Source organism: Chitinophaga sp. NPDC101104 (assembly GCF_050277495.1).
GTDB lineage: Bacteria > Bacteroidota > Bacteroidia > Chitinophagales > Chitinophagaceae > Chitinophaga.
This window is the reverse complement of record NZ_JBNNSF010000002.1, coordinates 56597-77740: the sequence shown is the minus strand read 5'-3', so window position 1 is coordinate 77740 and position 21144 is coordinate 56597. Positions and strand designations below refer to the sequence as shown.

Here is a 21144-nt window from a genome sequence, read left to right as displayed (position 1 = left end):
TGCGTATTGGACGAACGTTTGCGGGTATAGAACGTCGTAATCAGCTGCTGCGGAAACGGTTAGCGGGGAAAGCCCATTTTGTACGATCGTTTGCAGGATTAGAACGGTTTAACCAGCCGCAGTAGATGGTTGGCGGGAAAGCCCGTTTTCTACGATCGTTTGCAGGATTGGAACGGTTTAACTTGCCGCAGCAGACGGTTAGCGGGGAAAGCCCGCTTTCTACGATCGTTTGCAGGATTGGAACATTGTAATCCGCCGATGCGGACGATTGGCGGGAAAAGCCCGTTTTCTACGATCGTTGGCAGGATTGGAACGTTTTAATCAGCCGCTGCAGACGGTTGGCGGGAAAGCCGGTTTTGGACGAACGTTTGCAGTCCTGCAACGTCGTAACCAGCCGCTGCAGGACCAGTTGGCGGAAAAAAGAAGGCGCCCCCCGAAAGGGATGCGCCGTTTTTAGTTGTGTGTATGTTTATGAAAGATCGGACTATTTCAGTGCCAGGTACAGGGCCGTCGCGAGCAAAGCGCCGATGATGGGCCCCGCAACGGGGATCCAGGCGTACCCCCAGTCACTGTCGCGCTTGCCCTTGATGGGCAAAATGGCGTGCGCGATGCGGGGACCGAGGTCGCGCGCGGGGTTGATGGCGTAACCTGTGGGCCCGCCCAGTGAAAGACCGATGGCCAGTACCAGCAGTGCCACGGGCAGCGCGTCTACCGCACCGAGCCCCACATCCCCTTTCGAAATGTAAAACACCCCGAAAATGAGGACGAACGTTCCGATGATCTCAGTCACGAGATTGGGAATGGTGCTGCGGATGGCCGGAGCGGTGCAGAAAATACCCAGTTTGGCGTCTGGATCGTCCGTAATGTCGAAATGTTGTTTATAAGCGGCGTACACTCCACATGCGCCGAGAAATGCCCCCAGCATTTGTGCGCCGATGTACATGGGCACCTGTTCCCAGGTGATATTGCCGGCAACGGCCATGGCGATGGTTACCGCCGAATTGAGGTGCGCGCCGCTGTAGCTGCCTACGGCGAATACGCCCACGAAAACGGCCATGGCCCAGCCCATGGTGATCACGATCCAGCCGCCGTTCTGGCCTTTGCTTTTATTGAGCAGACAGTTTGCCACCACCCCGTCGCCGAGGATAATGAGGAGCGCCGTGCCGATCAGCTCTGCGAGGAAAATTGACATAGAAGGGTTTGTTTTTTGATCAGTTCAGGATTATGGAATTATTGTTCAGCCCATACTTTGGCGGCTTTCACGGCACGCGCCCATCCTTTCGTCAGCTCCGCCCGCTCGGTTTCCGGCATATCGGGCTTGAAGCAGGCGTCTTCCTGCCATTGCTGGCGGATGGTATCGATACTATCCCAGAACCCGGTGGCGAGGCCCGCCATGTACGCAGCCCCCAGTGCCGTGGTTTCCGTCACTTTCGGGCGTACCACATCCGTTCCGAGGATATCGGCCTGGAACTGCATGAGCAGGTTATTGGCCGTAGCACCGCCGTCTACCCGCAACTCACGGATCGGCATACCGGCATCGGCTTCCATGGCCTTCAGTACGTCCATCGTCTGGTATGCGATACTATCGAGCGCAGCCCGGGCGATGTGCGCGTCTTTGGTACCACGGGTCATCCCCACGATCGTGCCGCGCGCATACTGGTTCCAGTGCGGAGCGCCCAGCCCGGCGAACGCGGGCACGAGGTACACTCCGTCGGTATGTTCCACTTTGGCAGCCAGGGCTTCCACATCGGCGCTGTGGCGGATGATGCCCAGCCCGTCGCGGAGCCATTGTACCACGGCGCCGCCGATGAAGATGCTGCCCTCGAGGGCATAAACTGTCTTCTCCCCTATTTTCCAGCCGATGGTGGTGAGGAGGTTATTGCCGGACGAGATGGCCTTTTCACCGGTATTCAGCATCATGAAGCAACCCGTACCGTAAGTATTTTTAACCATGCCCGGTTCGATGCACATCTGTCCGAAAAGCGCGGCCTGCTGGTCTCCCGCGATGCCGGCGATGGGGATGTTGAACGGCGTGAGCGTGGCTTCCGTTTGCCCGTACACTTCGCTGGACGCGCGCACTTCCGGCAGCATAGATGCAGGAATGCCCATCAGTTCCAGCAGCGACGTATCCCATTTCAGGTCGTGGATATTGAACAGCATCGTGCGCGATGCGTTGCTCACGTCAGTGATATGCAGTTTTCCTTTGGTGAAGTTCCAGACGAGCCAGGAATCCACCGTCCCGAAGGCCAGTTCGCCAGCCTCGGCTTTCGCACGGGCGCCTTCCACATTGTCGAGGATCCATTTCACCTTGGTGCCGGAGAAATAAGCGTCCACGATGAGGCCGGTGCGGGAACGGATGTCTTCCGCCAGCCCTTTGGCGCGCAGCTCGTCGCAATACGCCGCGGTGCGCCGGTCTTGCCAAACAATGGCGTTATACAGCGGTTTGCCGGTTTTCCGGTCCCACACGATGGTGGTTTCCCGCTGGTTGGTGATGCCCATGGCGCCGATCTGGTCGCCCGTGGCGCCGGCTTTCACGATCACTTCCGCGGCAACGCCAGCCTGGGTAGACCAGATCTCGTTCGGGTCGTGCTCCACCCATCCCGGCTGGGGATAAATCTGTTTGAATTCCTTCTGTGCAACGGCTACGATATTCCCTCCGCGGTCGAAGAGGATGGCGCGGGAACTGGTGGTTCCCTGGTCCAGGGCCATGATGAATTTTGCTTCCATGCGAAAGTGTTCTGGCTATTGTTTAATATGATGAAATGTATTGCCTAACGTGGTACCTAGTTTTACGAGGTAGTAAGATACTAGGAATATTCTAAAAGTAAAAAAAATTTCAGGGGCACGAAAAAAGGCCGCTTCGGACGGGTGTCCGGAACGGCCTTTATAACAATTATTTAAAGATTACATTTTCTTGGCGTCTTCCAGGAACTTGGCCAGACCGATGTCGGTAAGGGGGTGTTTCAGGAGACCGAGGATGGAATCGAGCGGGCAGGTGCATACGTCGGCGCCGTTCTCTGCACATTTTACGATGTGGAGGGCGTTGCGGATGGATGCGGCGAGCACTTCGGTCTTAAAGCCCTGGATGCTGTATATCTGCGCGATCTGGGCGATCAGTTCGATACCGTCCCAGCTGCTGTCGTCGATACGGCCGATGAAGGGAGACACGTAAGCCGCGCCAGCTTTCGCGGCGAGGATAGCCTGGCCTGCGGAGAAAACGAGCGTACAGTTGGTACGGATACCGTTTTCGGTGAACCAGCGGATGGCTTTCACACCGTCTTTGATCATCGGTACTTTCACCACGATATTGGGATGGATGGCGGCGAGCTTCTTGCCTTCTTCAACGATGCCGGCAAAGTCGGTCGACAATACTTCAGCGCTCACGTCACCATCTACCATTTCACAAATGGTTTCGTAATGTTTCAGGATGGCTGCTTCGCCTTTGATACCTTCCTTGGCCATGAGGGAGGGGTTCGTGGTTACACCGTCCAGGATGCCGAGGTCGTGCGCCTCCTGGATCTGCGCCAGGTTAGCTGTATCAATAAAGAATTTCATAAAGAAAGATTTAGTATTTCAGTTTTTGCGATCTGCAAAACAACGAACTAATTTCGGAAAATAAAAGGAGAATAAAAGGTGCGGATGCTTGCCTGAGGGGAAAAAAAAGTGGCAAGTTACTTATATCGCACCGCTTCAACCGCCTACCCTTGCTACATTCCTGTCCTGGGGGAGTTCAGCAGGAGCTGGTCGTATAAGACTTGCCGTTGCAAAGGTAACGGAAAGCCACATTACTTGCAAATATTTTCGCCGGCAATCTTCGATCGATCTTGTCAAACCCGCTACCCTGCTCCATTTCAGCGCGTTATTTTTTATACGGCACCGTTGTTATTGCCGCTTTTTCTTCTTTTTTGCGGGCCTGAAAACGTCGTCGGGGTTTTGGATGATGAGCGATTCGTCGTCCGGCAAAATCTTCACCGGAATGTCTGATTCCGCGCGGATGGCGGCATCGCCACGGTATACCGCGGTAACATGTATAATTTGCGTGGTGGAATCGGTCAGGGGGATGAGGAGGTCTTGCCCCAGGATCTTTCCCTGGTCTGCGTTAAAGCGGATCCGCGTCGTATCCAGCGGATAGATTTTCCCGCTGTTGTAAATCCCTTCCACGTTCAGGTAAAAATGAATGCCGCGTTTCAGGCTGTCGGCGTAATGCCGGAAGCGGATACCCGTGAGATAAGGGAGCTGGAGATCGGTTTCGAATGGCTTTCCCGGCCGGTCGGAAAACGTGACCTGGAGCCGGAGCTTGTAATTATCCGGCCGCGCCGCGTTGCGGGAGAATTGCAGCACGCCGTTGCGGACATCGCCGTGCGGGGTTTGCACCTGCACCTGGTTCCAGCGGATGTCTCCGCCGAGAAGCCCTGCCGTCCTGCGTTCCGAGCTGTCGGCATACTTCACTGTCAGCCCGATACGGGTACTGCTGTAAAGTTCCGCCACGGAGGAAGAATCGTAGGTCGCCCAAATCCGGGCGATTTCCTTTTGCTGCGCCAGGGAAGGTATGGCCCAAAGCAGGGCGATCATCATCATTCTGAACATGCTGAAATCAGACTAAAATCATTCCAAATGTAATGAAACCGGATCAAGCGCATCGTCACTTGAAAAAAAATTATATTTTCACGGCATTTTTCAGCTATCACACCTTCATGGCACTAAAACAGCACAGCGACGCAACGCTCAGATATCAACAGCAAGTGGATAATTCCAGGAATTATGTACTGCCGTTCATCGCCCAGGAATTCCCCGAAATGAAAGGGCTCCGGGTCATGGAAATCGGCTGCGGCGAAGGCGGCGTGCTCACCCCTTTTCTCGAACAGGGAAGCTTTTGCGTGGGTGTCGACCTATGGCCCCAGCGCATCGAGCTGGCGAAGGAGTTCCTCGGCGATTACGTGGCCAGCGGCCAGTTACAGCTGATCGCCAAAAATATCTACGACGTGGATTTCGCCGGCGAGTTCCGGCATTCGTTCGATCTCATCATTCTCAAAGACGCAATCGAGCACATTCCCGACCAGGACAAACTCATCGCTTACCTGAAAGAACTGCTCACGCCCAATGGCCAGGTGTACTTCGGATTTCCGCCATGGTACATGCCGCACGGCGGGCACCAGCAGATCTGCGCCAGCAAGGTATTGAGCTTCCTCCCCTACATTCATCTGCTGCCGCGCCCGCTGTACCGCGGTTTGCTGAAATCCGCCGGAGAAAGCGAAGGCACGATCACCGAACTGATGGAGCTCGTGGATACGGGCATTTCCATCGAACGGTTCGAGAAAATCGCGGCGCGTACGGGTTATGACATCACCCGCCGGAAATATTACCTCATCAATCCTATCTACAAATACAAATTCAACCTGCAACCGCGCGAGCAGTTCGGCTGGATGAAAAAGCTGCCGTTCGTGCGCAACTTCTTCACCACCTGCATGTATTACATGATCAAGCCGAAAGCCTAGTTATTTCTTATCCATCCACACCACTTTCTGCTCCGGACGATGCGGCTGCGCGATGATGCTGCCGTACAGATCCGGGCGGCGCGCGCGGATGTAGCGGTACCCGCCTGCCTGGGTGAGCTTTTCACGCGTAAGAGCCGCAACTACGAAGTCGTCATCGAGCTTGCGGCATTCTGCGAGCACATCGCCGAAGGGGTCCACGATCATGGAACAGCCATTCTTCAACTGGTCGTCGTCCATACCGATCGGATTGGAAAAAACACAGTACATCCCGTTGTCGTAAGCACGCGCAGGCAACCATTTCATTAACCACGCACGGCCTTTCATGCCATCGAATTCCAAGCGCAACGACGTGGGATCGTTTTCGCGGTTATGCCATAATGCAGGGTCCACGAAACCCGCGCCGGGCCGGGTAGACGGCGTGCACATGGTAACGTGCGGCATAAACAGCACCTCTGCGCCCAGGAGCCTCGTGGCACGGACGTTCTCCACCACATTGTTGTCGTAACAAATCAGGATACCGCACTTCCACCCATACAGATCGAACACGCAATATTCACTGCCCGGCGTCAGGTACGGATTGATGAAAGGATGCAGCTTCCGGAATTTCGCCAGGAGCCCCGTTTTGTCTACGCACACATATGCCTTGAACAGATTTCCCTCCGCATCTTTCTCGAAAAGTCCCGCCAGGATGGCCACACCATGTTTGGCGGCGATCTCCTGCAGCCTTTTAATACTCGGCCCGTCGGGAATGAATTCCGCGATGTCCGTCAACTGTTCGCGGTCGAGATGCCGGGCGAAGGTATACCCGGTGATGGAACATTCGTGGAACGCAACCGCCTGCGCGCCTTCACTGGCGGCCTTTCCGGCGATTTCGTCGATCATGTTGAGATTATATGGCTTGTCGCCGCTGCGGTTCTCGAATTGTGCCGTGGCGATCCTGAGCTTTTCCATGCTTTTCGTTTGAGAGGTGAACTTCGAAATTAGTGGTTTTCCGTTAGCAGCATCTATCCTCCGCCGAATATTTTAACTTTTCGTCAACACGCCGCATCCGCCGTCAACGCGTACCTTTATCGCTCCGATCATCAAACCCGAAAATTGCTCCAACATGCAACAACAAATGATATTGGTAGCCGGCCCTTACCGCAGCGGTACCAACGACGATCCGGCGCTCATCGAAGCCAATGTGAAACAAATGACGAAAGCCTCGCTGGCCGTGTACCGCCGCGGCCACATCCCGATGATGGGCGAATGGGTGGCTTTGCCGCTCATCGAAGAAGCGGGTTCCCGCGAAATGGGCGATGATATTTTCAACGAGATCTTCCACCCCATCGCCGCGAACCTCATTAATTTTTGCGACGCAGTGGTGCGGATCGGAGGGCCATCTTCCGGGGCAGATTACATGTTGCAGGTAGCGAAGGAAAAAGGGAAATCCGTGTATATGGGCCTGGACGAAATCCCCGCATTCAAAAGTCTCTGAACATCAGCATGCAACAGCGGGCGATATTGAAAAACGGGTTACAACTCCTCCGGAAACACGGGTTTACCTTATTAATGGGCATTGCCGCAGTGGTGCTTTTCGTAAGCCCCGGTGCCAAATCCTGGACGCTGCGGCAACTCATGCGCACCGGCCTTTTCAATGCCAGCATGGAAAAGGAAGCACCGGCCGCGCCGGCCGTCGATTTCGCGTTCGAAGACGGGAATGGGAATTTGCAACACACTTCATCATTGCGGGGGAAAGTCGTTTTCATCAACTTCTGGGCATCGTGGTGCCCGCCTTGCAGGGCGGAATTCCCGTCGATCGAGTCGCTGTACGGTCAATTCAAAAACGATCCCGGGATTTTCTTTTTGACGATCAACGAAGACGACAACGCTTCCGCCGCGTTCGATTACCTGCAAAAAGAGCAATTCACGGTACCATTCTACAAAGCCAGCGGCCGCGTGCCCGCCGAAGTCTACAGCGGAACGCTGCCCACCACGGTGGTGCTGGACAAACAAGGCCGCATCCGCTTTCACCATACGGGTTTTGCGAATTATGATTCAGAAAAGTTCGTGCAACAGGTGGAAGCGCTCATCAGGGAAAATTAATCATTCCATATCTCCCAGGACGCTTCTGCCTGGAGGATCAGCATTTCATGCCCGTTTTTGGCGGCAGCCCCGCGTTCCAGGCCTTTTTTCATGAAAAGCGTTTCGGCGGGGTTGTAGACCAGGTCGTAGAACAGATGCTCCGGTCCCGCGAACGTGTACGGCAGCGGCGGAGCCGCGTCCACATTGGGATACATGCCCAGCGGCGTGGTGTTCACGATCAGTTTGTGCGACCGCATCATTTCTTCCGTCACCGCTTCATACGTAACGGGCCCGCTGCGGCTCACTTCGGTGTATGGGATGTTCAGCGAAGTCAAAGCATATTTTACCGCCTGTGCCGCACCGCCGGTACCGAGTACCAACGCTTGCGTATGATGGGCCGCCAGCAAGGGTTGCAGCGATCTGCCAAACCCCAGCACGTCGGTGTTATGGCCGATGAGGCGTTTCCCGTTCCGGCGGATGCAGTTGACGGCGCCGATGGCTTTGGCGGCATCGGTCAGTTCGTCGAGATAGGGCATGACGGCCTGTTTGTACGGAATGGTGACGTTGAGGCCTTCGAGTGCGGGGTTGTTTTCCCAGAGGGATGGAAATGCGGAAATATCGGGGATGGGAAAGTTTTCGTAGGCGCAGCCGGGGATGTTTTCGCGGGAGAATTTCTCCGTGAAGAATCCTTTGGAGAAGGAATGGCTGAGCGGGAAGCCGATGAGGCCGAATAATCGCACGTTGGAGGGTTTACGGTCATTGAAAAAGGCCAGGGCGCCGGGCCCTGGCCTTCCGTTCGGTATGAAAACTATTCTTTGTCGAGGAAAAGGTGGAAAGTATCTCCACGAAGCCCGACGCGCATGGCTTCCAGGGGAATTACCTCGTTGGGCGCCAGGTTGCCGAGGTTGGCGTTGCAGCCCACGAGCTCCAGGAAGTACAGCTGCTGGTCTTTCTGCGGCGCTTCCCAGATGATTTTTTCAGCGGGGATCTGGGTGAGGATTTCCTGTACCAGCCCTTCGCGCACTTCGCCGCTGCCGCGGTAAATGCCTACGTTGCCGCCTTCGCGCGCTTCCGCGATCACGTAGCTGGAACCGGCTTCCAGTTCGGCGCGCATCAGTTCGATCCATTTGTAGGGTGGAATGATATGCTCGGCGTCTTTACTGCCCACTTCGCTCAAAACGAGACCGTGCTTGGTCAGTTTTTCGATATACCCGCATTTTTCTGCGTGCGGGATGGTGATCGAACCGTCAGACACTTCCATGTAGCTGATCCCATAATCCTTGATCACGCGAACGTATTCGTCGAACTGGTTACGGATGAGGAAAGCCTCGAACAGGGTGCCGCCGAAATAAACGGGTATATTGGCGGCCTGGTACATTTCAATCTTGGTGCGCAGGTTGGGCGTGACGAAAGAAGTGCCGAAACCGAGTTTCACGATATCCACATGCGGGCCCGCGGCGGACAGGAAATTCTTTGCCTCTTCTACGCTCAGGCCTTTGTCCATCACCATGGTAAGGCCATGGCTGCGCGGCTTGCTGGTTCTCTCCGGAATTTGCGTCAGATTAAAATTCATTTTTCACGGTTTATATTCTTCTGAAAGGTCATCACCACTCTTCTAAGTATCGGACAATGTGTTGTTTACAATCCTCCGTACAGAGCGATGCCTGCTCTAAAATGGATTGGTCAGTTGGCTTTTAAAGTCGTAACAAAATAAAAAACCGCGGCAAAAATAAGAAGTAATACCGATAGGTGGGGAAAAAATGACGACGATCAGCGTTTCCGCCTGTACCTGGCGATCAATTCCACGATAACGGGATGTTGCAGGATCGATGGGTCCAGTTCCAGGAACCGCTTCACCTGCCGCGGGAAGAGCTGCAGGGCGGTTTCCAGGTGGAGGAGCCCGTCTTTGGTGCGGCCCATGGCAATGAGGATGGCGGCCTTGTAATAGGCGAACACGGGCTTGCGGCCCACTTTGGCTTCGGCATCGTCCAGCTGGCGCATGGCTTCGTCCAGATGGCCGCCGAGGAACAGGCCGCGGATCAGCTCCTTCCAGGCGGAAGTGCTGGAGGGCCTCAGGCGTACCGCGTTCAGGAAATGGACGAGTGCTTCCTTGTCCATCCCGATCTCGAGGTAACACTGGCCGAGGGTAATATTGTATTCGGCGCTTTGCTTGTTGATCCGGAGGGCCGACTGGATGGCGCGCACGGCGTGTTCCCAGTTTTCCTCCGTCATGTAGCATTTGGCGATCTTGAAATACAGCTTATCGTCGCTCGGGCTTAAATGCACGGCTTTCCGGTAATAATAACGCGCCTGTGTGTATTTGCGCATTTTCTCGTAACAATGGCCGATGGCTTCGTAGATAACGTCTTCCGGTTTGGCGATCTCCAGGTGTTTCTGGAGCACCTCGATAGCGTCGTTGTACTTACGGAGACGGATATATGCGTCGCCCATGTTCCGGTAAGCGTAATCGAACTTTTCGTCGATCACGACGGCGTACTGGTAGGCGTCGATGGATTTTTCGTACAACTTGAGCCCCTGGTAAGCGGTGCCGAGGTTGAACCAGGCGAGCTGGTTGTAAGGGTGCTCGTTGATGATGTTGGTATGAAGGCGGATGCTTTCTTCGTTACGGCCCGTAAACTCTGTCCAGAAGCAGATTTTGTGGAGTGCTTCCTCGTTGTTGGGATCGTATTCCAGGAGCATTTTCAGGCAGTCGAACACTTTTTCGAATTCCTCCCAATCGTCGTACACGTCTGCCAGTTCGAGGAGGAGATCGGTGCGGTCTTCGCCTTCGAAGTGCTGAATCTGTTCTTCCAGCAGGGCAGCGGCTTTCTCGTGCTGGTTCATGGCGAGATAGACGTCTGTCTTGAGGATGTACAGGTTGATATCGTTGGAATCGAGGAGTGCGGCTTTTTCGAGCAGGTCGAGGGCTTCCCGGTATTTCTTGGTCTCGATCAGCAGTGCGGATTTTTTCAGGAGCAGTGCGGAAGAAAAGGGGAACTGCTCGATGGCGAACTCTACGGCCTGGAGGGCGTTGTTCAGTTCGTCGTGCTCATCATAGTAGTCAATGATCTGTTCAAAGGAATCTTCGTCCAGAAAGGCGTGGGAGCGCCCTTCCTTAAGATTTTCAAATTGCTGAAGCAAGTCCCTCAAATCTTCAAAATCCTCGTTAAACTCGTTAAATGATGGGAAATCGTGATTCATTAATGTAAATATATGGGATTTTCACACCGCCACCAAACCAGTTGGTGTGTACCGTTCGTGTATTTTTTAACATTTTTTTAAGATAAGTGCTTATCTTGCGTTAGGATTATCTTATGATAGATAAATAATTCGTATATTTGCAGTACCATGACAACGATCAAAATCATAATGCGCACAGTTTCAATGTCTTGCCTTTTGGTGAGCGCGTTGTTCCTTGTTGGCATCCGGGTGCACGCCCATGATCTTGGCGTAGCAGAACCGGAATACTTCGACAACAACGACAAAACGAAGAGGACCGAAGGCGAAGGCACGTATCGCTTTACGGCGATGCCGAAAACCAGCCTCAGCCTGGACGCCGGCTCCCGCGCGAGCGGCTTCCTGAAACAAACTTTCAACCTGAGCTCTGACAATGCCGTGAATGTGAAGTCTACCATGACGATCAGGAAAGGCAACGTTACCTATATCCTCCCTTACGCTGGCAAGGTGGCGCCGCAGGTTACTCCGGCACCGGACATGCAGTATCATCATCTGCAGGTGAAGCTTCCGTTCAGAAAAGGGTAAGGTTCCTTTTGAAAAGAGATTTTATGGAAAGGCTGCCGCAAGGCGGCCTTTTTCATGTCCGGGAGGAATCCCGGCCCTTGCCCTGCTCTGGTTTTACACCTTACGTTGGAGAACCTCAAACCACATTGACTTACAGCGGAGGCCCCCAGGTTAAATCGGCGGAAGTAGAAGAACAGGCTTCAGGCTGGCAGGGAACGACTATTTCTCGCCCAAAAACCTGATCATGGCGGCTGCGGCGGCCACCTTTCTTTGATAGTTGCATTGGTTTTAGTTGCTGCTCGCAGCAATCTGCCGTTTCACGGCATAAAAAAACCGCGGAACGGTCCGCGGTTTCGATAAGTTGACGTTTTCTTTATCCCCTGATCCGTTTCAGTTCGTCGGCCGTGATCTCGCGGTAGCCGCGGGGCACGTCGAACGTGGAGGCCGGAACGGGGCTGAGGTCTACCCGCGTGGCGATTGCGCGCATTTTAGCGCCTGTTTTCGTCACGATCTCGTATTCCAGCGGTATACCCTTCAGGTTCTGGAAACGGCGATTGTAATAGGGGTTCTCGGGGATAATGTCTGTTGTGTAGTACACTTCGAAAGTGGCCCCGTCAGGCATCGTCCCGATCGCCTTCCGGCATTTGTAGCCCGCGATCTCGCGGGTTTCTGCCTGGTCGGCGAAGGTAATGGCCGAGAATTTCTTCACATCCGCTTCATAAGTCTTTTTATCGGTACGGATGAGGTACTTGTCGCCGTGGTTGTCCATCAGCGTAATGACGTCTTCCTTCTCGGAATTGATGAGGTAGATGTAGTTCACCACGTTGAAGTTCATGTCTACCCGGCTGAGATTGCCGCGGATATATTGTGTCATGGAACTTCCGGCGAACATGGCCTCCATCTGCAATTGTTCGGGCGGCATTTCCACCTTATAGGCGATCCTGGCGTCCGAAATGGTCCGCTGCGCCGAAGCCGGCAACGATGCGGCCAGGATCATGGCCAACACCAGCAGGCGGAGAGGTGACATTTTTCGCATATGAGTTGATTGTTAAGGATGGTAAATGAAAAATCTATGCCAAACGGCTGTTTTCCCTTACCATTCGGGTTTCTTTTTGTCCAGGAAAGCGGCGATCCCCTTCTGGCAATCGGGATGGCGCCGGGTTTCGGCATTGGTACGGGCCGCTGCTTCGAGCCCGTCTTCGAGCGATGTATCGAAAACGTTGGCAATCAATTGTTTGGTAACTGTCAGGGAATTTGCCGAAGCCTCATTGCAGAGGCGCTCCGCCATTTCCTGCACATGTCCTGCGATCCGGTCTGCCGGCACCACGGCTGTAATGAGCCCATATCTTTCCGCCGTTTCCGCCGGCACCAGGGCGCCAGTCAGCATGAGCTCCCGGGCCCTGCCCTCCCCGATCTTGCGGACGAGGAAAACGCTTACCAGCGCCGGCACGAACCCGATCTTCACCTCCGTATACCCAAACCGGGCTTCCGGAACGGCATAACTGAGATCGGCCACCGTAGCGAGACCGCAGCCTCCGGCCAGGGCATCCCCTTCTATCTGCGCGATCACGGGCTTCTTAAGTTCGTACATTTCACGGAATAACTGCATCAGTTCCCGGGAATCGGCATAGTTTTCCTCGAAATCGAACTGCTGGAGCTGCCGGAGATAATCCAGGTCGGCCCCGGCGCAGAATGCCTTTCCGCTGGCGGCCAGCACCACTACTTTCACCTGTCCGTCTGCCTCCGCCTGCGCAAAAGCCTTGCGCAGCGCATGCACCACCTCCCCGTTGAGCGCGTTGCGCTTTTCCGGCCGGTTGAGCGTGATGGTGGCGATCCGGCCCGCCACCGCATAGGTAATACCTGACATGCGCCAAATGTACAGGAATTATTTTTAACGTTTTATACCCATGTATAACTAGATGAAAAACAAAGCGCCCCAACTGTTTTACAGCCGGGGCGCCCTGATTTTGCTTTATCTTTTTTCCTTAGTGGGAAACCTCTGTGATCGGGTGCCCAACATTACCGCTCGGCATCTGGATCCGGAGCATGGCGGCCACGGTAGGCGCGATGTCGGTCATATGCGTGGTTCGGTTGGTTTTGCCCGGTTTCACGCCCCAGCCCATCCATACGAGGGGAATGTGCGCGTCGTAAGGGTTCCATTGGCCGTGGGTGGTCCCGGTCTTGCCGCCGTCGAACCAACCCGGTTGCAGCATCACCATGATATCGCCGGAGCGCAGCACGTTGTAGCCGTTGGTCAGCATCCCGTGTTGCGGATCGGGCAGCGCGGTGGAGCCCAGCGCGTGATGGTCCACGATGTTGGACACACCGGGGTATTTCAGTCCTTCGCGGAGGATGAACGCCTTTACGTCGGCCAGTTTCCCGGCTTTGATGAGGCCTTCGTTATCCAGCCAGAACTGGTAGTTATACGAGGAAATGATCGCTTTTTTGAACCCGAATTCCTTTTCGATCGCGGCGTTCATCGCTTTTACCATGGCACCGTCGTCCCACAGGCCGGCGTGCATCCTGTTTTCTTGCATGAAGCCGGGAACGTGCGCCACGCCGTGGTCTGCCGTGATGAAGAACAGCCACTGGCCTTTGCCGACTTTCTGGTCGAGGTACTTGAAGAATGCGCCGAGGTCTTTATCGAGGCGGAGGTATGCGTCTTCGGTTTCAACCGAGTTGGGGCCGTGCTGGTGGCCGATGTAGTCGGTAGACGAGAGGCTTACGGCGAGGAAGTCGGTGATGGGGCCTTTTCCGAGCCCATGGCCTTCGAGCGCGGCTTTGGCGAACTCGAGGGTGTAGGTGTTCCCGAAGGGTGAAGAGGCGAGGATGCCGAAAGCGTTGCCTGCGGTGCCGGCCAGTTCATGCGGGAAGCTGGTGTTGTCCTGGCCTTTGAACTTGCCTTCGTAGGGCTTTTCATCGGCGGTGGACTGCACGTAGGTATCTACAGGATACAGGGTGGTCCAGGGTTTGGAGATATATTCACGGGGAAGCTGGCGGCGGTTGAAGGCGTTGGCCCAGGCCGGCAGTTCGTTCATGTAGAAATTGGAAGTGATCATGTTGCCGGTCACCCCGTCGAACCAGTATGCCGCGTTGGCGGTGTGGCCTGCGGGGAGGATGGCGCCGCGGTCTTTGATGGCCACGCCAACGGTTTTGCTGCGGAAGTTGGTAGCGATGCGCAGTTCGTCGGTGATGGTGGTGGTCAGCATGTTTTTGGGGCTCATGCGGCCGGCGGCGTCGCTGCCGCCGACGGAGGTGGCGGCGGAGTCTTCGGTGCAGTACATAGACCGGCCGGTGTTGCGATCGTACCAGTTATTGCCGATGATGCCGTGTATGGCGGGAACGGAGCCGGTGTAGGCGCAGGTGTGGCCGCAGGCGGTGATGGTCGGCGTATAGGGGATCAGCGTGTTTTCGCAGGAGAAGCCTTCGCTGATGAGGCGTTTAAAACCGTCATTGGTATAGCGGTCATAATACCGGTAGAGGAAATCCCATCTCATTTGATCCACTACCATGCCCACCACTAATTTGGGTCGGGCCACATGATTTTCTGCTTTTTTCCCGTAATTGGGCGGAAAGCCCTTGGTGGGCGAGGTGGCTTTTTGTCCAAAAGCAACCGGGGCCGCCATTAACAGGAATACGGCTAACATTTTAATACGGCTCATATTACGCTTTGAATTAGTTCCTTTTTACGAATGGGTCCGTTCTGACGTGGAAAAAATAGGGTGTAAAAGTAACCTAAGTTTACAAAAAATAATATTTTAATACCTTTGTGGTCAAATTTTAATTTCATTTTAATCATCACATGGACATATTCGAGAAACTGCTGAAGCATATGGGTCCGATCGGGGAGCACTCCGAGCGCGCCCATGGATACTTTGCTTTCCCCAAACTGGAAGGCGAGATCGGCCCCCGCATGCAATTCCGGGGCAATGAAAAGATCGTATGGAGCCTCAACAACTACCTGGGCCTGGCCAACCACCCCGAGGTAAGGGCTACGGATGCCAAAGCGGCGGCGGACTATGGCCTCGCCTCGCCCATGGGCGCCCGTATGATGAGCGGTAATACCAATTACCATGAGCAGCTCGAAAAAGAACTGAGCGATTACATGGGCAAGGAAGACACTACCCTTCTCAACTACGGCTACCAGGGCATCATGAGCGCCATCGACGCCATCTGCAACCGCAGGGACGTGATCGTGTACGACGCGGAATGCCATGCTTCCATTATCGACGGCCTGCGCCTCCACCAGGGCCACCGCTACGTGTTCAAGCATAACGATATCGAAGACTGTGAGAAACAACTCCGCCGTGCCACCGAATATATCAAGACCAGCGGCGGCGGCATCCTCGTTGTGACCGAAGGCGTATTCGGCATGGCGGGCGACCAGGGCAAACTGAAAGAAATCGCAGCACTGAAAGATAGTTTCGAATTCCGCCTCCTGGTAGACGACGCCCACGGCTTCGGCACCATGGGCAAAACCGGTGCCGGCACCGGCGAAGAACAGGGCGTTCAGGACAAGATCGACCTGCTGTTCAACACCTTCGCGAAAAGCGGCGCATCCATCGGGGCGTTCATGAGCGGCGACAAAGCCATCATCAACTACCTGCGCTACAACATGCGCTCGCAGATCTTCGCCAAATCCATCCCCCTGCCCATCGTGATCGGGCACCTGAAACGCGTGCAGCTCATGCGTACGCACCCCGAAATGAAAGCCAAACTCTGGAGCAACGTGAATAAGCTGCAGCAAGGCCTGCGCGACAGGGGTTTCAACATCGGCAGCACCAACTCACCCGTTACGCCGATCTACCTCCAGGGCGATATCCCCGAAGCAACGGCCATGTGCCTGGACCTTCGCGAGAATTACAACATCTTCTGCTCCATCGTGGTATATCCCGTTATCCCGAAAGGGCAGATCATCTACCGCCTCATCCCCACCGCGGCGCATAACGATGAAGACATCGAGCTGACGCTCAAAGCCTTCACCGAAACCAAAGCCAAGCTGGACGCGAAAGCTTATGCCGTAGCGGAAATCCCGGTAGTTTAATAAAATATTCGAGACATATCGAAGGCAGAGAGGCGTTCCCGCAGGGAGCGCCTTTCTTTTTTCCGCGCGGCTTTACATGAAAAGCTGAAGGGGAGTGACACAACGGCGGCCGGGCCCTGCACAGCTGCCGGCTTAACAATAATTGATTAACAATTCGGGAAAGGTCCGGGCAAAAAAAGGGGGCTGATGGTTAGTCAGCCCCAAGCAAACAAATCGTTCTTTCACTAGGTGTAATACATGATCTTAAGAATCGATCGTTCAGTAGGACATGGTAATAAAAAATTCAAATAAGTTTACGGGCTGTCATAGAACAGGGACGGCGTGCGCCCTATCTAAAATGAATATGATAAGTCAGTTTGTTCAAAGAGTTGAAAACCTTGTGTTTGCATGCACTTTTGCATGGGTATTGAGAACATTCACAAGCTTACCAAAAATAGCATTCCTGCCGGTATGCAGCCATAACACGAACGTTGTATTTCGTTAAGGAGCTGTTAAAATGACAATTGCTACATGATTGTCGCTCAAAGCCTTGCTGCCGCTGTATTTCCGCATACGATCGATATTTTTCCCGATTGCGTAAACAGCGGCGGAACGGATGAAACTACCTTTGCGAAGCTTTTTTCCGTAACCAACATCTGCATGAGATCTGTAATCTTCACTGTTTTGCTGGCGGCCGGCGCTTCGGGCGCTTTTGCGCAGCAGGGCGTCCTCAAAGGCACGGTCCGCAACGACCAGGGCCAGCCCGTTCCATTCGTCAACATCAGCATCCCGCAACTTAAAAAAGGCACCGTAGCCAATGCCAGCGGGGCTTTCATACTTTCAGCGCCCCAGGGCGGACATACCATCCGCATTTCCGGCGTAGGCCAGAAAAGCCTCGAACAGGTAGCACAATTTTCGATAGATACGACCATCACCGATATTACGCTGCAATCCAGCGGCGATCTGAATGAAGTGGTCGTGTCTGCCAGCCGCAGAAAAGAAACGCTCGACGAAGTGCCTTCCTCGATCACCATCGTGGGCCCCAGGGAACTGGAGACCCAGAAAGGCATCAGCAACAATATCATGGACATCCTCGCCGCCACCGTTCCCGGCCTCGGGTTCAGCGGCAACCAGACCGGCAATACCGGGCAAACGCTGCGTGGCCGTAACCTCCTCGTGATGGTGGACGGTATCCCGCAATCCACGCCCCTGCGCGCCGGCGGCCGCGACATGCGCACCATCGACCCCTCGGCCATCGAGCGTGTGGAAGTCATCAAAGGCGCGACGTCGATTTACGGCAACGGGTCAGACGGCGGGCTGATCAACTACATCACCAAAAAAGGCGAGCCCGGCAAGCCCCTCAGCGGCAAAACCACCGTGGGCGTTACGACCCAGCTGAAAGACGCGCAACATACCGGCGGCCTCCAGCTCGGCCAGCTGCTTTCCGGCGCCGCGGGCAAATTCGATTTCGTCGTATCCGGGCATTACGAACAGACCGGCGTGTACAAAGACGCGAAAGGCGGCATCATCTCGCCGGAATATGGACTGGGCGAAACCCAGCTCTGGAACGGCTTTGCGAAGATCGGGTACACCATAAACCCAAAAAACCGCGTGGAAGTGATGTACAACTTTTTCGGCAGCCAGCAGAAAAGCGATTACGTCCTCAAAACCGGCCGTTACCTCGACACACCGTCTATCGGCGTTCCCGGCGTGCGCCCCGGATCGCCCGAAGGCACGCCCTACAACCATAACGCCAGCGTGCACTGGAGCAGCCAGGGCATCGTGGGCGGAACGGACCTCGACGTGAACCTTTACATGCAGCGCTTCCGGACGATCTACAGCTTCGTGGATTCCTGGAAAGGCGGCGGGCAATCGCAGATCAACAGCAAGAAAAGCGGCCTGCGCATCAACCTTAGCAGCCCCGTCCATGCAGGAAAGAACGTGGACATCCAGGCGGTGTACGGACTGGATTTCATGAACGATATCACGAACCAGGACCTGGTAGACGGCCGCGTTTGGGTGCCAGAAATGGACATGCGCAACTACGCGCCCTATGCTCAACTGAAAACGACCTTTTTCCGCCATTGGGTACTGAAAGCCGGCGCGCGTTTCGAGAACATCAACATCGACGTTCCCGATTTCACGACCATCGTCAGCAAAAACAATTCCACCGGCGAATACAATGTGGGCGGCGTGCCCGTGAAAGGCGGGTCCCTCAGCTACAACGCCCTGGTATACAATGCAGGCCTGCGTTACAACGAATGGACGTACTTCAGGCCCTTCGTGAGCTATTCGCAGAGCTTTTCCATCGCCGACCTGGGCCGCACCCTGCGCTCCGCGAAGGAAAACACGCTTTCGCTGCTGAAAACAAAAGCGGTGATCGCGCATAACTACGAAGTGGGCGCCAGCAGCACCCTCGGCCCGGTGAGCCTCGAAGCCAGCTACTACATCAGCAGGTCCGCTCTCGGTTCCGCCTACACGGAGATCGACGGCAGGTTCGAGATCGAGCGCAATCCCGAAAAAGTATACGGTTTCGAATTCGCGGCAGACGCACGCATCCTGAAAAACCTCTCCGCCGGCGGTTCCTACTCCTTCGTGGAAGGCAAGATCGACAAAGACGGCAACGGCAATTACAAAGATGAAAAAGACGCCTGGATCGGCGGCGACCGCATCTCTCCCCAAAAAGTGACGGCCTACGTGAAATACAGTCCGGTAGAAAGCTGGAGCCTCCGCCTCCAGATGCTCCAGGCCCTGAAGCGCGACCGTTTCAAGCCCGGCGCCAACGGCAAATACGCGTATGCACAGGGGCCGGTGAACAGCTTCGCGATCTTCAGCCTGTATTCCAACCTGAAGCTCGACAACCACAGCGGACTTTCCCTCGGCGTAGACAACCTGTTCAACAAAGATTACTATACCGTAACTTCGCAGTGGAACGCCCGCAACGAAAATTATATCAAAGGCAACGGTGTGCGGCTTAACTTACAGTACACGTACGACTTTTAATGAAATTATCGCAACAGATATTCAAGTGGCACCGGGTCACAGGTTTAATAGCAGGGGGCTTCCTCCTGCTATTGAGTTTTACGGGCAGTTTGCTCGTGTTCAGCGACGAGATCGATCACGCGCTGAACGAGCGGTATTTCCACGTGGAGCCGCAGGGCCGGCGCCAATCGCTCAACACGTTGTATGAAGCCGGTTCCAAAGCCCTTCCCGGCAACCCTTACCTTACTTTCCAGCGCATGCCGCAGGCGCCGGAAGAGGCGCTCGTGATGCGCGCGGAATACAGCGCGGAGAACAAGGTATACGTGTATGTGAACCCCTACACCGCCGAAATACTGCATACGCGCGGCAATAAAGACTATTTCACAGGGTTTCTCCTCTACCTGCACTTCACGCTCATGAGCGGGCGCAACGGGTCCATCATTATCCTATTCATGGCGGCGGTGATGCTGGTGGCCATTGCCACGGGGCTGTACGTGTACCGGAAGCATCTATGGAAAGTGCTCACTTTCCGCGATAAGATCGAATGGAAATTCCGCCGCCGGCGATGGAGGAACCTCCACCGCATCGTGGGCGTATGGTCGCTGGTGTTCAACCTGCTGATCGTCATCACCGGTATCCTTATCCAATGGAAGGTGGTAGGTGCGAGGGTCGGCAAGAAAGCCCCGTCTGTAGCGGTTTCCACCACCATCGACTTCGAATCTTTAACTGCGAAAGCCCATTCCGCGATCCCCGCTTATACCATCATGGCCATCCGGCCGCCGCGAACGGAAGGCGGGCCTGTCCTTTTCCTCGGGAACGCGGGCGAGCCGCTGATCTTCGGGGAATACGGCACCACCGTTTCCCTTTCTTCCGACAGCGGGAAAGTGGTGAAGAAAACCATTTTCAGCGACGCTCCCTTGTCCGTAAAATGGGACGCCGCCGTGAAGCCGCTTCATTTCGGCAACTACGGCGGCATTCCGCTGAAAGTCCTCTATAGTTTACTGGGATTAACGCCTGGAGCGCTTGCGCTGTCCGGCATCCTCATCTGGTACCGCCGGAAATGGATGACAGGCCGGGGCCGGATAACCAAACGTTTACGGCCTGCCGCTTAACGCCAGTTCTACGGCAACGGGGTCCTGGGTATTCACCCCGGATGCTTTCATTTTGTCTGTCATCACGCCGGAAGCCACCACGTACCGGAAGTTATAGAACGGCATGAGCGTGGTTTCCAGTCCGTCGGGCACCTGTTTCCCGGTAGTATTGGCGGTCCAGTAGTAATGAATGGTGAGGGTACCCTGCCTATATTCATATGCGAAATTATGCACCACGTCCGACGGCGATGCGGCCTGGAAAGACAGTGGCAGCGGCATCCAGTTGTGCACGCCTTTCGGGATCATGTACACAAGCACCAAACCGTTGTCTATCACGTCTTTCGTGATCTCGGGGGCTTCCACGGTGATGTACTTGCTGAAATGCAGTTTCACCTGGTTGTTGCCGTAATCGAGGGCGTAATGGCCGGGGTATTTCCAGGTAGACGCCATGGTGGTGAATTTCTTTGCCGTGATGTTGGCATTGCCGTTTTCCCCGTCTTTCCCCGCAGGCCCGGCGGGGCCTTCCTTTCTGCATGCGCATAGGGTGAAAAGGACGGTCGTCAAAAGCATTACAAAAATGTTTTTCATAAATGTTGAAGGTTGATGGGGTGATTTTTCTGAACGCAAGCTAAAACGCGGAGTGCAGGCTGTGGTAGGGAATTAACGGATGGAGGGATTGGGTTTACGGAATGCCGGAACGGCTGAAAACAGGAAGGGCCGGTCAATCGACCAGCCCTCCTTATAAAAA

The 21144-nt window shown here is 54.8% G+C and carries 19 protein-coding genes and 1 other RNA gene; 7 read left to right on the top strand and 13 right to left on the bottom strand.

The features are described from left to right. Positions 1–484 precede the first annotated feature (484 nt). The 5 genes from ACQKLP_RS18895 to ACQKLP_RS18875 form a co-directional block, all read right to left on the bottom strand. Positions 485–1192 carry an MIP/aquaporin family protein gene (locus ACQKLP_RS18895; protein WP_427324424.1) on the bottom strand — a complete coding sequence of 236 codons (708 nt, stop codon included), beginning with the start codon at positions 1190–1192 and terminating at the stop codon, positions 485–487. Positions 1193–1230: 38 nt separating this feature from the next. Continuing rightward, positions 1231–2727, bottom strand: a complete 1497-nt coding sequence (gene glpK, locus ACQKLP_RS18890) for a glycerol kinase GlpK (RefSeq protein ID WP_427324422.1) — start codon at positions 2725–2727, stop codon at positions 1231–1233. A 177-nt stretch (positions 2728–2904) separates the two neighbouring features. Continuing rightward, on the bottom strand, positions 2905–3555 hold the full coding sequence (gene fsa / locus ACQKLP_RS18885) for a fructose-6-phosphate aldolase (protein WP_126246831.1): 651 nt from the start codon (positions 3553–3555) through the stop codon (positions 2905–2907). A 106-nt stretch (positions 3556–3661) separates the two neighbouring features. Beyond that, an RNA gene (gene ffs, locus ACQKLP_RS18880) (signal recognition particle sRNA small type) lies at positions 3662–3761 on the bottom strand. Positions 3762–3882: 121 nt separating this feature from the next. Beyond that, a complete protein-coding gene (locus tag ACQKLP_RS18875; protein WP_427324420.1) occupies positions 3883–4587 on the bottom strand; it encodes a hypothetical protein in 705 nt (234 codons plus the stop codon). Positions 4588–4694: 107 nt separating this feature from the next. Between ACQKLP_RS18875 and ACQKLP_RS18870 the strand changes: the two genes are divergently transcribed. Then, positions 4695–5495 (top strand): class I SAM-dependent methyltransferase, encoded by an 801-nt coding sequence (locus ACQKLP_RS18870; protein WP_427324419.1) that lies wholly within the window; start codon positions 4695–4697, stop codon positions 5493–5495. Here ACQKLP_RS18870 and ACQKLP_RS18865 read toward each other — a convergent pair whose 3' ends face one another. Next, entirely contained in the window at positions 5496–6446 is a 951-nt protein-coding gene (locus ACQKLP_RS18865; protein WP_427324418.1) for a nitrilase family protein, read from the bottom strand. Positions 6447–6600: 154 nt separating this feature from the next. Here ACQKLP_RS18865 and ACQKLP_RS18860 point away from each other — a divergent pair, with 154 nt between their 5' ends. Together ACQKLP_RS18860 and ACQKLP_RS18855 are read left to right on the top strand one after the other, a co-directional pair. After that, positions 6601–6972, top strand: coding sequence for a hypothetical protein (locus ACQKLP_RS18860; protein ID WP_427324417.1), 372 nt, complete (start codon positions 6601–6603; stop codon positions 6970–6972). 8 nt (positions 6973–6980) lie between these two features. After that, positions 6981–7580: a redoxin domain-containing protein gene (locus ACQKLP_RS18855; protein ID WP_427324416.1), complete on the top strand. Its 600-nt coding sequence runs from the start codon at positions 6981–6983 to the stop codon at positions 7578–7580. Here the strand turns inward: ACQKLP_RS18855 and ACQKLP_RS18850 are convergent. The 3 genes from ACQKLP_RS18850 to ACQKLP_RS18840 all read right to left on the bottom strand — a co-directional run bounded on the left by ACQKLP_RS18850 (position 7577) and on the right by ACQKLP_RS18840 (position 10700). Beyond that, a complete protein-coding gene (locus ACQKLP_RS18850) occupies positions 7577–8299 on the bottom strand; it encodes a shikimate dehydrogenase family protein (protein WP_427324415.1) in 723 nt (240 codons plus the stop codon). The two genes, ACQKLP_RS18855 and ACQKLP_RS18850, sit on opposite strands and share 4 nt — an antisense overlap. Before the next feature lie 68 nt (positions 8300–8367). Beyond that, positions 8368–9132 carry a phosphosulfolactate synthase gene (locus tag ACQKLP_RS18845; RefSeq protein ID WP_126246825.1) on the bottom strand — a complete coding sequence of 255 codons (765 nt, stop codon included), beginning with the start codon at positions 9130–9132 and terminating at the stop codon, positions 8368–8370. Between the two features lie 197 nt (positions 9133–9329). Then, entirely contained in the window at positions 9330–10700 is a 1371-nt protein-coding gene (locus ACQKLP_RS18840; protein WP_341841092.1) for a tetratricopeptide repeat protein, read from the bottom strand. A gap of 228 nt (positions 10701–10928) precedes the next feature. Between ACQKLP_RS18840 and ACQKLP_RS18835 the strand changes: the two genes are divergently transcribed. Further along, on the top strand, positions 10929–11321 hold the full coding sequence (locus ACQKLP_RS18835; protein ID WP_427324414.1) for a hypothetical protein: 393 nt from the start codon (positions 10929–10931) through the stop codon (positions 11319–11321). Positions 11322–11673: 352 nt separating this feature from the next. Here ACQKLP_RS18835 and ACQKLP_RS18830 read toward each other — a convergent pair whose 3' ends face one another. The 3 genes from ACQKLP_RS18830 to pafA form a co-directional block, all read right to left on the bottom strand. Next, positions 11674–12336 (bottom strand): hypothetical protein, encoded by a 663-nt coding sequence (locus ACQKLP_RS18830; protein WP_341841094.1) that lies wholly within the window; start codon positions 12334–12336, stop codon positions 11674–11676. Positions 12337–12393: 57 nt separating this feature from the next. After that, positions 12394–13167 (bottom strand): enoyl-CoA hydratase/isomerase family protein, encoded by a 774-nt coding sequence (locus ACQKLP_RS18825; protein WP_427324413.1) that lies wholly within the window; start codon positions 13165–13167, stop codon positions 12394–12396. 118 nt (positions 13168–13285) lie between these two features. Further along, a complete protein-coding gene (gene pafA, locus ACQKLP_RS18820; protein WP_427325059.1) occupies positions 13286–14947 on the bottom strand; it encodes an alkaline phosphatase PafA in 1662 nt (553 codons plus the stop codon). A 155-nt stretch (positions 14948–15102) separates the two neighbouring features. On the opposite strand from pafA, the gene ACQKLP_RS18815 reads away from it, so the two are divergent. From ACQKLP_RS18815 to ACQKLP_RS18805, 3 genes are all read left to right on the top strand, one after another. Continuing rightward, complete coding sequence (locus tag ACQKLP_RS18815) at positions 15103–16344, top strand: aminotransferase class I/II-fold pyridoxal phosphate-dependent enzyme (RefSeq protein WP_427324412.1); 1242 nt, start codon at positions 15103–15105, stop codon at positions 16342–16344. 639 nt (positions 16345–16983) lie between these two features. After that, a complete protein-coding gene (locus ACQKLP_RS18810) occupies positions 16984–19326 on the top strand; it encodes a TonB-dependent receptor (protein ID WP_427324411.1) in 2343 nt (780 codons plus the stop codon). Then, positions 19326–20417: a PepSY-associated TM helix domain-containing protein gene (locus tag ACQKLP_RS18805; protein WP_427324410.1), complete on the top strand. Its 1092-nt coding sequence runs from the start codon at positions 19326–19328 to the stop codon at positions 20415–20417. Before ACQKLP_RS18810 ends, ACQKLP_RS18805 begins: the two co-directional genes overlap by 1 nt. On the opposite strand, the gene ACQKLP_RS18800 is transcribed toward ACQKLP_RS18805, so the two are convergent. Continuing rightward, positions 20400–20984 carry a hypothetical protein gene (locus ACQKLP_RS18800; RefSeq protein ID WP_427324409.1) on the bottom strand — a complete coding sequence of 195 codons (585 nt, stop codon included), beginning with the start codon at positions 20982–20984 and terminating at the stop codon, positions 20400–20402. The genes ACQKLP_RS18805 and ACQKLP_RS18800 overlap by 18 nt on opposite strands. Between the last annotated feature and the right edge of the window lie 160 nt (positions 20985–21144).

Coding starts and splice junctions, on each gene's coding strand:
- ACQKLP_RS18895 (WP_427324424.1), bottom strand. CDS start 1,192: ATGTCAATTTTCCTCGCAGAGCTGATCGGCACGGCGCTCCTCATTATC.
- glpK (WP_427324422.1), bottom strand. CDS start 2,727: ATGGAAGCAAAATTCATCATGGCCCTGGACCAGGGAACCACCAGTTCC.
- fsa (WP_126246831.1), bottom strand. CDS start 3,555: ATGAAATTCTTTATTGATACAGCTAACCTGGCGCAGATCCAGGAGGCG.
- ACQKLP_RS18875 (WP_427324420.1), bottom strand. CDS start 4,587: ATGTTCAGAATGATGATGATCGCCCTGCTTTGGGCCATACCTTCCCTG.
- ACQKLP_RS18870 (WP_427324419.1), top strand. CDS start 4,695: ATGGCACTAAAACAGCACAGCGACGCAACGCTCAGATATCAACAGCAA.
- ACQKLP_RS18865 (WP_427324418.1), bottom strand. CDS start 6,446: ATGGAAAAGCTCAGGATCGCCACGGCACAATTCGAGAACCGCAGCGGC.
- ACQKLP_RS18860 (WP_427324417.1), top strand. CDS start 6,601: ATGCAACAACAAATGATATTGGTAGCCGGCCCTTACCGCAGCGGTACC.
- ACQKLP_RS18855 (WP_427324416.1), top strand. CDS start 6,981: ATGCAACAGCGGGCGATATTGAAAAACGGGTTACAACTCCTCCGGAAA.
- ACQKLP_RS18845 (WP_126246825.1), bottom strand. CDS start 9,132: ATGAATTTTAATCTGACGCAAATTCCGGAGAGAACCAGCAAGCCGCGC.
- ACQKLP_RS18835 (WP_427324414.1), top strand. CDS start 10,929: ATGCGCACAGTTTCAATGTCTTGCCTTTTGGTGAGCGCGTTGTTCCTT.
- ACQKLP_RS18830 (WP_341841094.1), bottom strand. CDS start 12,336: ATGCGAAAAATGTCACCTCTCCGCCTGCTGGTGTTGGCCATGATCCTG.
- ACQKLP_RS18825 (WP_427324413.1), bottom strand. CDS start 13,167: ATGTCAGGTATTACCTATGCGGTGGCGGGCCGGATCGCCACCATCACG.
- pafA (WP_427325059.1), bottom strand. CDS start 14,947: ATGTTAGCCGTATTCCTGTTAATGGCGGCCCCGGTTGCTTTTGGACAA.
- ACQKLP_RS18815 (WP_427324412.1), top strand. CDS start 15,103: ATGGACATATTCGAGAAACTGCTGAAGCATATGGGTCCGATCGGGGAG.
- ACQKLP_RS18810 (WP_427324411.1), top strand. CDS start 16,984: ATGAGATCTGTAATCTTCACTGTTTTGCTGGCGGCCGGCGCTTCGGGC.
- ACQKLP_RS18805 (WP_427324410.1), top strand. CDS start 19,326: ATGAAATTATCGCAACAGATATTCAAGTGGCACCGGGTCACAGGTTTA.
- ACQKLP_RS18800 (WP_427324409.1), bottom strand. CDS start 20,984: ATGAAAAACATTTTTGTAATGCTTTTGACGACCGTCCTTTTCACCCTA.